16 protein-coding genes are annotated in these 15722 nt (G+C 43.2%); 10 read left to right on the top strand and 6 right to left on the bottom strand.

Annotation, left to right across the window (positions count from 1 at the left end):
* Positions 1 to 4 precede the first annotated feature (4 nt).
* Together nadB and EHO59_RS17650 are read right to left on the bottom strand one after the other, a co-directional pair.
* A complete protein-coding gene (gene nadB, locus EHO59_RS17655; protein WP_135589752.1) occupies positions 5 to 1621 on the bottom strand; it encodes an L-aspartate oxidase in 1617 nt (538 codons plus the stop codon).
* Between the two features lie 45 nt (positions 1622 to 1666).
* Positions 1667 to 3478 (bottom strand): S41 family peptidase, encoded by a 1812-nt coding sequence (locus tag EHO59_RS17650; RefSeq protein WP_210413098.1) that lies wholly within the window; start codon positions 3476 to 3478, stop codon positions 1667 to 1669.
* Between the two features lie 106 nt (positions 3479 to 3584).
* Between EHO59_RS17650 and EHO59_RS17645 the strand changes: the two genes are divergently transcribed.
* Positions 3585 to 4535, top strand: a complete 951-nt coding sequence (locus EHO59_RS17645; protein WP_246053035.1) for a hypothetical protein — start codon at positions 3585 to 3587, stop codon at positions 4533 to 4535.
* A 55-nt stretch (positions 4536 to 4590) separates the two neighbouring features.
* Here EHO59_RS17645 and EHO59_RS17640 read toward each other — a convergent pair whose 3' ends face one another.
* A complete protein-coding gene (locus EHO59_RS17640) occupies positions 4591 to 5346 on the bottom strand; it encodes a pyridoxine 5'-phosphate synthase (RefSeq protein ID WP_135589750.1) in 756 nt (251 codons plus the stop codon).
* Between the two features lie 126 nt (positions 5347 to 5472).
* Between EHO59_RS17640 and EHO59_RS17635 the strand changes: the two genes are divergently transcribed.
* The 8 genes from EHO59_RS17635 to EHO59_RS17600 all read left to right on the top strand — a co-directional run bounded on the left by EHO59_RS17635 (position 5473) and on the right by EHO59_RS17600 (position 12424).
* Positions 5473 to 5907, top strand: a complete 435-nt coding sequence (locus tag EHO59_RS17635) for a TIGR02300 family protein (RefSeq protein WP_135589749.1) — start codon at positions 5473 to 5475, stop codon at positions 5905 to 5907.
* 17 nt (positions 5908 to 5924) lie between these two features.
* Positions 5925 to 6803, top strand: a complete 879-nt coding sequence (gene miaA / locus EHO59_RS17630) for a tRNA (adenosine(37)-N6)-dimethylallyltransferase MiaA (RefSeq protein WP_167882144.1) — start codon at positions 5925 to 5927, stop codon at positions 6801 to 6803.
* Between the two features lie 13 nt (positions 6804 to 6816).
* On the top strand, positions 6817 to 7068 hold the full coding sequence (gene hfq, locus EHO59_RS17625; protein ID WP_008592014.1) for an RNA chaperone Hfq: 252 nt from the start codon (positions 6817 to 6819) through the stop codon (positions 7066 to 7068).
* A complete protein-coding gene (locus tag EHO59_RS17620) occupies positions 7069 to 7947 on the top strand; it encodes a hypothetical protein (protein WP_135589747.1) in 879 nt (292 codons plus the stop codon).
* Positions 7948 to 7950: 3 nt separating this feature from the next.
* Positions 7951 to 9012: a mannose-1-phosphate guanylyltransferase gene (locus EHO59_RS17615; RefSeq protein ID WP_135589746.1), complete on the top strand. Its 1062-nt coding sequence runs from the start codon at positions 7951 to 7953 to the stop codon at positions 9010 to 9012.
* 281 nt (positions 9013 to 9293) lie between these two features.
* Complete coding sequence (locus EHO59_RS17610) at positions 9294 to 10025, top strand: hypothetical protein (protein ID WP_135589745.1); 732 nt, start codon at positions 9294 to 9296, stop codon at positions 10023 to 10025.
* Positions 10026 to 10034: 9 nt separating this feature from the next.
* On the top strand, positions 10035 to 10499 hold the full coding sequence (locus EHO59_RS17605) for a chemotaxis protein CheW (protein WP_135589744.1): 465 nt from the start codon (positions 10035 to 10037) through the stop codon (positions 10497 to 10499).
* Positions 10496 to 12424: a hypothetical protein gene (locus tag EHO59_RS17600; RefSeq protein WP_135589743.1), complete on the top strand. Its 1929-nt coding sequence runs from the start codon at positions 10496 to 10498 to the stop codon at positions 12422 to 12424. The genes EHO59_RS17605 and EHO59_RS17600 overlap by 4 nt, the downstream gene beginning before the upstream one ends.
* On the opposite strand, the gene EHO59_RS17595 is transcribed toward EHO59_RS17600, so the two are convergent.
* From EHO59_RS17595 to EHO59_RS17585, 3 genes are all read right to left on the bottom strand, one after another.
* Positions 12421 to 12924 (bottom strand): LIC_12238 family plasminogen-binding lipoprotein, encoded by a 504-nt coding sequence (locus tag EHO59_RS17595; RefSeq protein WP_135589742.1) that lies wholly within the window; start codon positions 12922 to 12924, stop codon positions 12421 to 12423. The genes EHO59_RS17600 and EHO59_RS17595 overlap by 4 nt on opposite strands.
* The gene (locus EHO59_RS17590; protein WP_135589741.1) at positions 12921 to 13106 is read right to left on the bottom strand and encodes a hypothetical protein; all 186 of its coding nucleotides are present in this window, start codon (positions 13104 to 13106) and stop codon (positions 12921 to 12923) included. Before EHO59_RS17590 ends, EHO59_RS17595 begins: the two co-directional genes overlap by 4 nt.
* A 288-nt stretch (positions 13107 to 13394) precedes the next feature.
* The gene (locus EHO59_RS17585) at positions 13395 to 13835 is read right to left on the bottom strand and encodes a CBS domain-containing protein (protein WP_135589740.1); all 441 of its coding nucleotides are present in this window, start codon (positions 13833 to 13835) and stop codon (positions 13395 to 13397) included.
* Between the two features lie 341 nt (positions 13836 to 14176).
* On the opposite strand from EHO59_RS17585, the gene EHO59_RS17580 reads away from it, so the two are divergent.
* Entirely contained in the window at positions 14177 to 15673 is a 1497-nt protein-coding gene (locus tag EHO59_RS17580) for an ATP-binding response regulator (protein ID WP_135589739.1), read from the top strand.
* Positions 15674 to 15722 lie beyond the last annotated feature (49 nt).

Genomic DNA, 15722 nt, shown 5'->3' with positions numbered 1-15722 from the left:
CTCCTTATAAAGGAGCCTGCAGATCCCCATGAACTAAATCGTTGATCAAAATAGTATCATGACGAGAAGGAGAACGATTCTCCGGATAATCCGTAGAATAATGAAGTCCTCTGCTTTCCTGTCTTGCTAATGCGGACCGAATGATCAGTTCGGCTACCAGAACTAAATTACGAAGTTCTAATAGAGGATTTGTGACTATCGTGCGATTGTAGTAATCCCGTACTTCTGCATAGATTAAATCCATTCTACGTTTTGCTCTTTCTAAACGAAGATTGGAGCGAACGATCCCCACATAATTCGACATTGTGTTCTTGATCTCGGAAAGATCGTGAGATATGAGGACCCATTCCTCCGTATTGACCAGGCCTTCTTTATCCCAGGAGGGAATCTGCTCATGTTCCGGAAGAAAAGAGGGAGGATGAGCCTTGATCTCTTCTGCAATTCGATTGGAGAAGACTAGGCATTCTAAAAGACTATTGGAAGCTAAACGATTGCCTCCATGCACTCCTGTGCAGGCAGCTTCTCCTGCAGCGAATAAATTCTCTATTCTTGTCTTTCCGAATAGATCGGTTGCAATCCCTCCACACATAAAATGGGCCGCAGGTACCACCGGGATCGGATCCGTAGTGATATCTATTCCAAGCTCCAAGCATTTTGCATATATAGAAGGAAATGCTTCTTTAATCTCTGCTGCAGGCTTATGTGAAATATCCAGCCAAACATGCGGATGTCCGGACTTCTTCATCTCTGCGTCGATTGCACGAGCGACTATATCTCTGGTTGCGAGATCTCCCATAGGATGATACTTTTTCATAAACGGTTCTCCGTCCATGGTGAGTAGCACCGCTCCACTTCCTCGTACCGCTTCCGAGATCAGGAAGGAATCTCCCTTTTCATGATAAAGAGAAGTAGGATGGAATTGGTAGAATTCCATATTTCGAATCTCAGCCCCGGCCCTATAAGCACAGGCGACTCCATCTCCTGTGGCAATCTTTGGATTCGTGGTATGGGAATATACCTGTCCGGATCCTCCGCTGGCAATAATCGTCTTCTTTGCCAGAATAGGGATCACTTCTCCGGTATGATTAGAAAGAACATAGGCGCCGAAGCAGACCAGTCCCTTCTTCTTTAAATGGTGGGGAGTGATTAGATCTACTACGGTATGATATTCTAATATACGAATATTCGGATTTTGTTTTACTACTTGTAGAAGGGTCTTTTCTATCTCATGCCCAGTGCGATCATGAGCATGCACGATCCTATTTGTGCCATGACCACCTTCTCTATGTAGATCGAATCCTCCCTGAGGATCCATATTGAAGGGAACTCCGAATTCCAAGAGCTCCTTCACTAGAGCGGGACCTTCTTCTACCAGGATCTGAACAGCTTCCGGATCACAGAGTCCTGCTCCGGATTCCAGAGTGTCCTTGATATGATCTTCGAATTTATCTCCCTGAGCGAATACGGAGGCGATCCCGCCTTGGGCATAATTCGTGTTGGATTCGTAGTCTGATTTCTTAGTGACGATTACCGTCTCCCCGACGGTAGAAAGTTTTAAGGCCTGGAAAAGTCCGGTAATACCGCTTCCTATGACTAAAAAATCGGTTTTGATTCTTGGCATTTTGATAATAAAGAAGCGGCTTCAAAGGAAACCGCTACGACGATCTTACTTGCGTTTTGCGTTTGAGTTTAAAAGCGCCTCTACGTAATCAATAGAACGAATCAGCTGGAAGTCAGGTTTGATCGGATCATTCTTATGTTCGTGAATGAACTTTTCTCCCTTACCGTTTGTCTTGACCCAAGATTCTAATTTCTTCACGTCGAAATGGCTTTTCTCTTCTGAAGCAGAAGGAAGTTCCGGCAAGTGATTCCACATATTCTCTTCTCTATAATGAAACGGAAAAGAGCCGTCTTCTTCGGAAGAAACATCCACATCCGGTTTTACTCCGACTACTTGGATGGTGTTTCCGGAAGGAGAGTAATATCTGGATTGAGTTAACTTAATATAATACGCGTTGTTTCCTCGGAGTTCCTGCAATTTCTGCACGGTCGCCTTTCCGAAGGATCTTTCTCCCAAGATTAATCCTCTACCATGATGCTTCAAAGCAGAAGCAACAATCTCGGAAGCGGAAGCAGACTTAGCATTGATTAGAACTGCAACCGGAAGATCGGTAAGATCTTTTTTGCCGGCATTGGAATCTTCAGGACTTCTATTCGGGCTTTTTACGGAAACGATGAGTCCGTTCGTAACGAACATATCCGCAAGATCGATCGCGAGATCCAGATAACCTCCAGGGTTATTTCTAAGATCCAAAACGAGAGCTTTTAGTTTGCTTCCTTTTGCTGCGGATTGTTTTTCTAATTCCTTGAAATGTTGCACGAATTCTCTATCAACTGGAGGATCGGATTTCACGAAACCTGTCAGCTTGATATATCCGATGTACGGATGATTATCGATTAGCTTGCTTGTGATATTCTTGATCTCAATCGTATCGCGAATGACTTCGATAGCAAGAGTTCCGGAGACTCCCTTTCTACGAATAGTAAGAACTACTTTGGAGCCTTTCTTTCCTTTGATCTTTTCTACTACCTTGTCCAGGATCATTCCTTTTACGGATTTTCCATCCACAGCAAGGATCGTATCTCCTGCGCGCACACCTGCATTGACTGCAGGTCTTCCTTCCAAAGGATTTTCTACGACGACTTCTTTATTTCCGCCACCGCTTAAGATGGCTCCTATTCCTTCAAAGCTTCCGTCTTCTATTTTAGCCATGGATTCTTCCCAGGCAGCTTTTAAGAAGACTTGGCTATGAGGATCTAAAGAGGAAAGATACCCGTTTGCAGCGGCAAGATACACATCCTTGATAGAGAACGGTTCTTTTTCCTTATTGTCCTCTTCGCCAAACGGATCTTTGAGGGGAGGAGTGCTGTAGTTCTGGATACTTTTTTCTATATAAGCAAGGATACGATCGAAGTCTTTCTTGGAAAAATTGGTTTGTTCCCATTTTGCAGTGAGCACTTTCTTTCTCACTCTTTCTCTTTCTACAAGTTTGAGCACTTCTTCGTTGGAAAGTTTAGGTTTATTCGATTCTTCCTTTAACTTTCTGTCTCTGATCTTTTCGACTTCCTTATAATCCGGATCGAATAGAACGAATTTGTCGTCCGGAGAAAGCTTGAATGTCTTTCCTGGAAAAATATCATCCGATTCTTCGTATTTTTCCCGATCGTTAAAATAACTTTCCGGGTAAAGATAGAGCCCGTGAGGAAGAGAGAGTAGAGCAAAGACCGCCGCGTCCTTATAGGCGCGGTTTTTATCTATGTTTTTATCTATGTAATTTCCCTCAACGGTCTTGACTACGCTGTCAAAATCTTTGAGATTGAAATCTGCCGTAGTCTTGGAGTTTCCGGAAGAAGGCTGGCAGAAGAAGATGCTCGTACATAAAATAACGGAGATAAAGGATAAAGAGAGAGATCTCATGCTTTTCAAATCGGTTCCTCTTTGTGCACGGCTGATTTTCGATCATTTTCCACTTGGAACGAGCATTGTCAATCTATTCCCCCGAAAACTAGCGTCCGACGTCGGCTTGGGGACAAAAGCCGGTTCGTTTTTTAAGTATTCTATTCTTATTATTTTTTCCATCGTGGGAACCTTGGATTGCACTTCCGTCTCGGTTCCCGGAGGGGGAAGGTTCGGTTCCGAACTCATCCAAGAACAGGCCATCTTGGATTTTTACGGTTCGGAAGAGGAAAGAAATTCTTCCCTACAACTTTTAAAATCTACCTGTAGATCTCTGAGAAAAGATAGGGGTCTCGCTTGTTATAATTTATCCGTTTTATACGATTCATTAGGAGACTCTGCCTCCGCTTGGGAATACGCTTCTAAAGCAAAGAGTTCCGATCCTAAGGATCCTCTGTATGGAGAGCTAGCCTTCTCCGCTTCTTTAAAGTTAGAGGCCGGGAAAGCGAGTCTCGCCGATTCCGAAGAAGCATTGTACAGAGAAGCATTGGATTCTTGTAAGAAAGGGAAGAAGGAAGAGGCAAATGCTTCCGTTTCCAAATTGATAGATCTCGGAAGTATTTCCAAGGAATCCTTGAGCAAGGGAATTTTTTCGGAATGCGGACTGGATCCTTCTCTTCTTACGAGAGCAAAATCGAATTCGATCAAACCTTCTGTAGAATATTATAAATCCTTGGAAAAGGATCATTCTTATAAAAAAGTCTGGGATCTTTCCGGAGAATTTGGTAGGACACCAAAGGATCTTGTCTCTTCGAACAAGGCTACCCAATCTTGGAAGGAACTGAAGAAAGCGTTAGGCACCCGAGATCAGGTTTCTGCCAAAAGGCATCTGCTTTCGTTCAAAGAAAGCCTGGATTCTATGGCCAAGGAAAATGCTCAGTCCTCTCTTCTCGCATCCAATCTGAAAAAGGCAGCATTTCTACTTTTATCAGAGGATTCGAATTATTCCGCCTTTAAAGAACTCGCTAAAGAATTGGATGCAGGATACTCTCGCTCCGCACAGCTCGCGAAACCTTAGAATTGAATTCGTTGCCCTAAATCTCGAAGAAAAGAGAAATTAGATCTTTGAATTTTTACCTTTTTTTCGAGATTGCTTGTAAGTAGACTTCTACGGATTTTTGGATCCCGACTTCTAACGCGTAGGACATGAGTCTGTGACCGATAGAGACTTCTTGCAAGCAGGGCAAATCCGAAAACAAGGGCAGATTGAATTGGTCCAGATCATGGCCGGCATTGATCCCTATCTTTTCCTTTTCTAAGAATTCCGCAGCCTGCCGAAAAGACTCGAAGATCTCCTTTCCTTTTTCGGGAGATTCATCGAACGCTTGCGCATACGGTCCGGTATAAAATTCTACTCGATCCGTTCCGGTTGATTTGACCAGTTTCAAGTTGTCTAGATCGGTTTCCATGAAGATGGAGACCCTAATTCCTGCGTCTTTGATCTTTCGGATATACTCAGTTAAGCTTTTTTTTTCCTTCTTCAGATCAAAACCGTGATCGGACGTGATCTCTCCCGGTGTAACGGGGACTAACGTTGCTTGGTCCGGCTTCGTTTTTAAAACTAAATCCAAGAATCTAGAAGAAGGTTCTCCTTCCATATTGTATTCTATGCGAGTTTTGTTTCTTTCATTGTATTTTTGGAGAAATTCCTTTAGATCGAATACGTCCTGCTTCTTGATATGCCTTTCATCCTCTCTGGGATGCACAGTGATCCCGTGGGCACCCGCTTTTAGGATCAATTCTGAGATTGCCAAAAGATCCGGATGATTTCCGCCCCTGGAATTTCTTAAAGTAGCTACTTTGTTTACGTTTACGCTCAAATGGATCATACAGAATCGCCAAATACTCGTTGTTTATTGTTTCATTTGCAAAATACGAAAATTTAGGAAGGATTTTCTCATTTTGCGAATTCCTGCTTGAATCGGAATATGTGTCTTCCAGCATGGTCAATTCCGATGGCAACAGCTAAGAAAACAGCCAAAAAAAAAGCTGCACCGAAGTCTTCCGCTTCGGCCAAAAAATCGACTCCTAAGAAAAAAACTGCGGCCAAGAAGAAGGAAGTTACCTCTTCGGCAAAGCCCGCGAGTACTAAAAAAGCATCTTCAGGCTCGAAATCTTCTTCCTTAAATCCGTTAGGCAAGAAGTTCACCTGCCATACTTGCGGAACGAAATTCTACGACCTGAATAAGGAAGAAAAGATCTGCCCTAAATGCGGAGCAGACCAAAACAAGCGTCCTGTCGTAAAAACTAGGACCCGTCCGAAAGTAGAAGAAGAAGAGTTTCCAGAAGAAACCAATGATTTCGATTCGGAAGCAGGCTTCGAAGATGAAGAAGGCATTGTAGAAGAACCTCTTGAAGAAGAGGAAGAAGAGGAAGAGGAGGAGGAATAATTCCTTCTCCAAATTCCATATTCATTCTTACGGCTCCGACCGGAGCCGGAAAAACGGCTCTTGTAAGAGAGCTGGATCCTTCTCGCTTTGAGATACTTTCCTTCGATTCCCGCCAGATCTATAAAGAACTCAGCATTGGGACCGCAGCCCCAAACGCTGAAGATGTTCAAAAAATTCCACATCATTTAACCTCTTTGCTTTCTCCGTCGGAATCGGTGCATGCAGGAATGTACACCCGACTCGCCGAAGAAGCCTTGGACGGAGTTCTTTCCAGAGGAAAGATCCCGGTTTTGACCGCAGGCACAGGGTTCTATTTGAATGCCTTTCTATTCGGAATGTTTCCGGTGCCTTCTATCAGCCAAGAGATCAAGGAAAAGGTAGAATCCCTTTCTATGGAAGAAAGGATCGAGGAATTGAAACGCCTGGATCCAAAGGCATTGTTAAAAATCTTTCCGAATGATAATTACAGATACGGACGCGCCTTGGAAGTAAACCTAATGGGAACTGTCTGGTCCGAATTGAAATTAGAAGAAGGTGGAGGGGTGATCTCTTCCAGGAATCTGAAAATCCAAGGAGCTTATTTCTTGGATCTGGATCGAAAGGAATTGTACTCCAGGATAGACGCTAGAGCCAGGCAAATGATCGAGGCGGGAATGGCGAAGGAAGCCGAAAAGGTTGCCGAGAAATATGGCGAAGATTGTCCTGGGCTTCAGTCTTTAGGTTATAATTTCGCGCTTGAAAATATTAAAGGAACGTCCAATCTTGAGACATTCTTTGGGAATCTAAGCCAATCCCATCGGAATTACGCCAAACGTCAGATTACTTGGTTTCGAAAGCAGAAGTTTTTGGAACCGATTCATCCGAAAGAAGCGTACGATAAGATAAAAAAAATATAAAACGGATAAGTCTATGTCTGCTAAAAATAATATACAGGACCAACTACTCAATACGGCTAGAAAAGAAAAATTGGAATTGACCATCTATCTTTTAAACGGAGTTCCTTTAAAGGGCAAAGTAGTCAGCTTTGATAATTTCACAATCGTCTTAGAGCAAGAAAACAAACAAAGTCTTGTTTATAAGCATGCGATCTCAACGATCATTCCTTCCAAAGTAATCAAACTTTATACAGAAGAAGCGGCCAAAGAAGCTCCTTCCGCCTAAATGTTTCGAAAGGTAGGCCGGGCTCTTTTCATTCTATGTTTGTTGGCCGGGATCGGTATCATATCCTATCCCGTTTTTCTAATACATGAAAAAGAAGCTCTGGTCGTCTGGGGAAAAGATGATCGCCTAATCTCCTTTATACGGGGACCTGGTTTCGTCTATGAACTCGGAGCCTTACAGTTTTGGGAAAAGAAGGTAACGAAAGAACCCTTAAGCTCCCTGACCCTGGATCTGGAACTTGGCTATGATCTTTCTTCCGGACTATTTCCAGATAAGTCCGATGAGGGAAAGATCAGAGCCAAGATAGACCTTTCCTTTCATTTGGAAGGAGAGGAGGCCAAGAAATTCTTTCTCTCTGGAGGAAGGAGCAGTTCTGGCCAATCTAGATATGTAAGTGGACTTTTTCTTTCTAAGCTTAGATCTGCGATCGAAGACGATAAGAATCTAAATCTGAACAAGGATGCCATCTCTCTTTTTTTGAGACGGGATCTTGGCCCTGCCTTAAGTAAGGAAACTGGATGGTTCCAAGTCGAATCCGTCCGCATCGTTAGCCTGGATGTTCCTGATCCGATACTGATCGCGAACATATTTCGTAATCCTAATTTTATACTAGCTAAAAAACTAGAGAAAATAGAAGCCCTGAAGAGGGCGGAATTGCATTTGATACAAGAAGAAGCGAAACTCTCCGTTTCTCGAAAGAAATGGGAACAATATAAGGATTTTTTAAAGAAGAATCCGGATATGAAAGAGTTTCTTCTCTACGATAATATCGGAGAAAAAACGGAGGTAATCCTTCTTCCCTCCGATTCGATTTTCGGAGATCCTAAGACTTTGAGTAAAAAGAAACAATCCGCCCCAAAAGCCAAAGAGGTGGAATAATACATGAGCCAAGAGAAACCCGTAGTACTGATTATGGCGGGAGGAAAGGGAGAAAGGTTCTGGCCTAGATCCAGGGTCTCCACTCCTAAACAACTTCAGAAAGTATACTCCAAGAACACTCTTCTTAAAGAGACCTTGAACAGAGCATATACAATCACAAGTCCTGATAGAGTTTTTATCGGAACCAACGCTACTCTAAAGAAAGCGATCCTCGCTCAGGAAAGGAATTTTCCTGAGAATAATTTCATCATTGAACCGGAAGGAAAGAATACAGCTCCCATCATCGCGTTAGCTTCTCTTTATTTTCAAGAGAAATTCGGAGATCCAGTGCAAGTGGTTTTATCCGCGGACGCTTGGGTGAACTCCGATAAGGAATTCGCAAAGACGATCCAAAAGGCTCTGACCGAAACCAAGGAACATCTAGTTCTTCTTGGGATCAAACCGAACCGCCCTGAAGTTGGTTATGGGTATATCGCAGCGGGCAAACCTACTCAAAAAGGTTTCGAAGTGAAGTCCTTCTTTGAGAAGCCGGATGTAAAGACTGCGATGAAGTATATTAAGAAATCCAACTTCTATTGGAATCCTGGAATCTTTCTCTGGAGAACTAGTTTGATCTTGGAAGAGTTCTCTTCTTATTCCCCTAAGATACTTAAACCTTTGAAAGATAGATTTCCATTCAAGAAGATGGGAGATCTGGGAGAAGCGTTTAAACTTCTTCCTTCCGAGCCAGTGGATATCGCCATTATGGAAAAGAGTGCACGTATCCGAATGGTAGAAGCAAGCTTCTCTTGGGATGATGTGGGTTCATGGTTGTCGTTAGAAAGAGTTCTTCCCGGAGATAACCAAGGTAACCGTCATATCGGTAAAGAAATTCTATTTTATAAATCCGGAAACAACGTCACTCAGACTCGAAAGGAGTTCACTGCACTTCTTGGAGTGAATGATATCGTTGTAGTCGAAGAAGAAGATGTGCTCTTTATCGCTTCTAAAGAAGGAGTAGGAGATATCAAGAGTATGGTTGCCGAGATACGTAAAAATAAAGGTTTACAAAAGTACACCGAATAATTTGCTGGCAAGTTAGGAACAGACTCAGGAGAACCGAATGCCTTCCGGTAAAAAAAGAAAGCGAAGAAAGATCGCGACTCATAAGAGGAAGAAAAAAAGAAGACAGAATCGTCATAAGAAGAAAGGCAAATAGATCCCATTTATTTGGATTCTGTTAGACCGGGAAATCGAAAGATAACCCGGTCTTTTCGCCTAACGATCGGGGGCTCCCCTCGAAATTCGCAAAACCTCCCCTCACAAGATCTAAAGCAAAATTTAAAAACGTCCGATAGGTTGGCTGTATGGCCTCCTTCCAGGATTATTCCATTCTAAGACGATGGTGGAAACCTGAGTTTCCTCCCGCCAAAGGTTACACTAAATCGTACCAAGCCAAGACCCCGGACGGAGACGTCTTACAAGCGGACTTTCATTTTCATGATCGTAAGATCAGACTTACTTTGGAAGTCGCAGGCGAGAACGGTAGGATCTACGTCGCTACGATCAGAGATGGAGCGATCTTAAAAGAAACCGATCTGACTACCGGAAGATCGTATCCTCTTTATTCCCGCTTTTCTCCATTCAGAGATCTTTTATCTTCTCTTCCTGATAAGGACGCTCTTCAAATTTTGGGGGGAGCCTATGGAGTTTCTCCCGAGCCATTGGGCGGACCCGAAAGAAGGGAGCCGAGGCCTTGGGAAGTTTCCACCAAATACGATCATATTTTCGGGATCAACAGAGGACCTTCCTACTGGGAAAGAATTTTTAGACGAGAAAGAAAAGAGCCCTTATGGACCAGGATCCGCAGAAGATTTTGGGGAGATTTCCAAGACTATACTTTAGGAGCTATCTCCGCCTTAGCGATCTGGTACGCGTACATGGATTTTTATTTGCTCGGTTTTGCCTTGGCGGTTTTCGGTTTGCTTTTTGGCGGATTGGACTGGATACTGAGGAAACGCGATCCGCTGTTCTCTAAGGTAATATTATTCTTGGGTTCCGGATCGTATTTTTATTATTACGGATTCACCCGTTTCTAAGGAGGGGGAATGTCCGCTGAAATAGAACACCAATATATTCTCTTCAGTTTGGGAGATGAGGAATACGCTCTGCCAATCGTGTTGGTAGACGAGATCATCAAGATCAGTAACCTAGTTAAGGTTCCTCGCTCCAAAAATTTCTTTGCCGGGATCATGGACATTCGCGGCAAGGTTGTTAAGATGGTGGACCTAGGCGTGAAGCTGAATATTCCCCATACTCATGAGCAAGGATACGATCGTGCCATCGTGGTCAAGATCGGTGGAGAATCCGTCGGAATTATCGTGGACAAGGTAGCTAACGTGGCTCTCTTTCCTCCGGAAAGTGTGAATCCTCCTCCCCCTTCTATTAAAGGGATCTCTTCGCGTTATATCACCGGTGTGGGAAAGAAAGACGATCGATTTATCATACTCATCGATATCGAGAAGATTCTCAGTTCGGAAGAACTTGTGGAGTTGGGTAGCGCGGCAAAATGAATTCGTTCCGTTTGAGACAAAGCGTCTCGGTCCTTCTGCTTTCTTTAGCGGGATGGACTGGCGCTCTCCAAGCGGACGAGCAAGATCAAAGGCTGGATCCCGCAGGGATCTATAGACTTCCTCACGAAGTCATTCCACCAGCAAATTTACAAAGACTCAGAGAATCACTTCTCAACGAAGAATCAGTAGCGGACCCGATCAGTTCGATCCGAGCCGTATTGGATCCGTACTACGCTCAGTTCGTGGATCCGAAGCGAACGGAAGAAGAGAGAAGGTTAGGTCGCATCTTCACGGAGAAGACAGACAGGAACACTCTTCGTCTTTTGATCTTAAAGATGATGGGAAAGATCACTCAGGCAAATGTGCTTCGAGATTCTCCCATTTTGTACGAATTGCATTGGCTTCTCAGCAAAGAATATTCTAAAAAAAAACAGAACTTCAAGGCAATGGAAGAAGCAATTACCGCCTTGAGGTATAGAGACTTTGCTCATACCGAAGATTATTTTATAGAAGAAACTCGACTCAAAGAACTCTACGATACGAATGAAATAGAAAGATCCAAGGCCCACGCTCAGGCAAAGAAGGATTTAGATAAAGCAATCGAAGAACAAAAGAAGGCAAAGGACAATGTCCATCTTTTGGAAGCAGCGAACGTGAGAGGCAAAGAACTTCTGTTCGATACCACATCGAGTGCAAGGAAAGTATCTCCGAACGATATCTCTCAAGCAAAGCAAGGTGCAAAGTCAGCAGAGGATCGTCTCAGGGCTGCCGAGAATTCTTATAAGGATTCCTTTGAAAAAAATTATTATCCTTATTTCAAACGCAAGTCCAGAGAGGATGCGGATGCAGTTCTCTTATTGGCAAACTATATAAAGACTTCGGAAAATGAGAATAAGGAAAGACTGAAAGTTGTGAACAAGGCTTCGGTAAGCGGGCAGGGGATCTTCGTATTATTCGATTATAAAAGAAATACGGACTTCTTTGCGTATGCCGCTTTGCTTGAGCTTGCGTTTCGCTTGGATCCGGAGTATTCTCCAGTTGTTTTAGCCTTGGCAGAAGAGTTGAAGGCCTCCGGCAAGAAGGGAAAGTCCTTGGACTTCTTCTTGAAATATCTAGCTCTCGCTTTGAAAGAGAACAAGACTCCCGCAGAGATCGCGTATGTTTACAGATCGATCGCTTCTCTTCATACTGAATTGAAGCAGTATGTTCTCGCGGGGGAATATTATGAAAAATATTATCTATCCGAACCGGATCCAAAGAAGAAAGGATTGTACGCGTTCGAACTGGGTGCCTTCTTCGATACTAAGGTTGGAAACCTGGAACTCGGAAAGAAATATTATACTGAATGGCTGAACGCAAGAGAGCAAGAGAAGGCTACTGCGGATCTTTCCTTTCCGGATTCGCAAGAAAGGATCCGAATGGAGACCTTGGCTTATCTTGGGATCTCAAGGCTCTATCGTTATGAGAAGAAGCCTGCATTAGAAAGAGATTGGCTTCTGAAATCGGTGCAAGCCTATAATCGTTTAAGAGAGAATTTAAGGTCGGAAGAAGAGAAGTATTCCCAAGGAAAAAAAGAATTACTCACGATCAAGAAAGGACTCTTGGAAAGAACAAACGACCAGGACATGGCCCAGTATAGATTGAAAAGCCTGGAGTTGGAAGAATCCAAGGAGAAGATCGATATTATCAGAACCAGGTTGGATACTTCTCCTGGGGCGAGAGCGATGCAGAGACTTTCTATTCTATATGAGTTCGAAAAGAATTATTCGGAATCCAAGAAGGTAAACGAAGAGATCCTGAAAGTAGGGAACCAAGTAGAGATCAATCTTGCTCTCAAGAATATTGAAAGGATCAACAAGATCTTAGAAGACGGAATTCAAAGAGATCCATATCCCAGAGATCCTCTTGCGGGAGATACGTATTAGTTAGCGTTCTTTCTTGCCTTGGTAAATTTGCCTATATCATCCGAGGTCTGCTCTTTCTCTTCTTCTTGCGGTTCCGGTTCGATTACCTTAAATTCCACATTGTCTATGACGTCTCCTTCGTAAGAGACTTTCATTAGGTATTTTCCTGGGATCAGTTCCTGAAAGCTTCCAGTAATGCTGGAAGTGGATGTTTCTGGGCGTTTGCGTTTTACTTCTATCTCGTTAAACCCGACTTGGAATCTGCTTAGGCTCACATAGATCTCCGCTTCCGGATTCGGTGTCTTGGAGAATTTGTATAAGTACACTAAGGTTTTGTCGGAAGGGAATACCAGCTTCTCTCTGGTAAGGGTAAACTCTTGTACATTGCTAAACTTCTTCTCCAATGAGCCAAGCTTGGACTCATCTAATATTGCCCAGCCGAATTCTCCAGTCATTCCCAAGCAAGAAGTGAACAAGAAGATATAACAGAAAATCGTAAAATAGAAAAACCGGATCTTCACTTGGAATCTTCTCCTTTGCCTACCACTTTTGCTCTGTCTGAAATATCTTTTTCTGCAGGAGAGGATTCTCTCTCTGGAAAGATGACTCTGAATCTAGCGTTATCCGCTTGTTTGGGATAGAAAGCATTTTGGATCAATCTGTAGGTCAAATATGCGAGTAGTATAAAAATAAGTAATTTCATGAAAAGTCTGAATCGTCGTTCCGCCCTGAGCCTAGAAAAAGGGCGATAGGCCGATACTTGCCGGAAAAGTGATTCCGGCAACCCGATTTCCAAAAAACCGACTTGCGAAACAAGGTAATGGTATTACCAATTGAGCAATTGCGGGAATACCCGAATGTGAGCCACTCGAATCCCACTCGGAACAAAATCTAAGTGGGATTTTTTTTCTACTCTCGTTTCATTTTGATCGAGTGTGAAAAGGATATTATGAATTCCGAAATAATTGTAAGGGAATAAATAGTCCGGATCTCACATGAGCCCGGATTCGCTATATATATAATTCTTTAAGTTTTTATTCTCTTCTTCCGTTTTTTCAATCTTAGCCTTTACCGCATCTCCGATGGATATGATCCCTACCAATCGGTTCCCGTCCAAAATAGGCATATGCCGAATTCTCTTTTTAAGCATGATCGCGAGAACATCATCCACTTGATCGGTCGGTTGCATGGTAGTCAATTGCGTGGACATCACATCGCCCACAGTTTTATCGAATACCCCATCCCGATCCGTCGAAGCAAAATGCAGCAAATCCCTCTCCGTAAAAATGCCTGCGAGTTTACCCGCGTTTAGCACGATCACGGAACCTATATCATACTTGGTCATAAATCGGATCGCTTCCCAAACGGTGGTTTGCGGTTCCACCGAAAGGATCTTGCGGTCCTTTTTATCCAAGATATCTTTTACCAGCATGGCTACCTCTAGGCCAATGAGTGTAGTAATTTGGGACCTCGGATTCAAGGACTTTTTCTAAAAAGAAAACCGTACTTATATATGCTTTTAGCCTAATTTAAGGTAAATTAAGGACGAAAATCTCGCAAAATTACATGAAAATCAGGCCGAATATGGAATTAGATCATTTCAATGATTTCCTGATCAGAATCGAATTGATAAAATACCATCGGTAGGTTTTGAAAATGATACGGATTTACTCCGATTCTCAAAAAAGGATTTCCCAATTCTCTCCTAACGTGGGAGCATTACGGCGTAGGGAACTTTTTCGTTACTTCAGGAATATCTTAAATTACTAACCCATGACTCTTTCTTCGTCCGAACAACCGAATATCCTGATCGTTGAAGACGAATGGTTGCTTTCCTTTAATCTTCAAAAGACTCTTCAAAACCTAGGTTATAAGATCGCCGGTGTGGCGGCTAACGGACAAGATGCGCAATCCATCTTTAAGGAAACGAATCCGGATCTCGTACTTATGGATATTTCCATCGAAGGAGATATGGACGGGATCCAAACTGCGCAAAGCATCCAAAGGATCAAAGATGTTCCTATCGTTTTCATGACGGCGTATACGGATGATTCTACGTTCATGAGAGCCATGGATGCTGCTTCTACTTACGCTTATATCACGAAGCCCTTTCAAAATCACCAACTCAAGTCTTCTATAGAGATCGCTCTTAGACAACAAAAACGCTTGGGAAGAATGAAGGAGAGCGGCAAGGAATTTAAGAACGTAATCCAAAGCATTTCAGAAGGTGCCGTCTCCTTGGACGAGGACGGTAAGATCATTTTTCTCAATCATGCTGCGGAAGATCTCACCGGTTGGAGCTTGAATGAAGCTATTGGAAAGCCAGGAGACCTGGTGCTTTCCTTTATCCAAACCCAAATCGGTTCTGCGGAACATCCGGATCATTTAGGTCATAATCTTAGATATATTCCTGCAGTTTTGATCCGAAAGGATGAGCGCAAAGTTCGAGTAGGATTTAGAGTTTCTCCCATCCGAGATGAGGAAGGAAGGATCGTAGGTAGCATCGTTACATTCTCCGAGTTGGATCTTCTTTCCGTTTCCGAGAAGAGGATCTCTGAGATGGAGAAAGTGATCCAATCCGAAATGCGTTTGGAGTCCATTCAGAAACTCGCCGCAGGGATTGCGCATGAGATCAACAATCCTCTTATGGGTGTGATCAATTACGGAAATATTATACGAAATCGGACCGATCTCGCTCCGGATATTCGAAATTATGCAAGAGTGATCATTGAGCAGGGAGAGAGGATCTCCGGAATTATCCGCAACCTGATCCTATTCTCCAGATCCGACAATGAAGAACCTAGTTGGGGAAGGCTAGACGATATCATTTTCGGCGTGGAAGGAATGATCTCCGAACTTCTCAAGACCAAGAATCTGGTGCTCGCAAAGAATATCGCCGAAGACCTGCCTGATATTTTTCTGAAGCAAAATCAGATTAAAGAAGTTTTATATTATTTACTCTATTTCTACGCGGACGGCGTAGGTTCCGATCTGAAGGGAAGCACCATTCGTATGAATGCTTTCTTGAGCAAAGGAGAGACAGAAGATGAATCCGTTTTGGAGATTCGTCTCTCCGGCTCCATGAAAGAAGAATTGGATCCAGAGAATGCCTTCCAACCTTTTGAAAGGATCCAATCGGATGATTCAAGGATAGGGATGGGACTTTCTGTTTGTTACGGGATCATTCAATCCAACCGAGGCAAATTGACAGTGCAAAAGACGAATGCAGGCACTGATTTCTGCGTTCGTTTACCGGTTCAAACCAAATAATCCTCAATGCCTTAGGCCCCTCCTTTCTTTGGAAAAGCGATGGAAATTT

It is taken from the genome of Leptospira semungkisensis, from assembly GCF_004770055.1.
Taxonomy (GTDB): domain Bacteria; phylum Spirochaetota; class Leptospiria; order Leptospirales; family Leptospiraceae; genus Leptospira_B; species Leptospira_B semungkisensis.
This window is presented reverse-complemented; position numbering and strand designations above follow the sequence as displayed.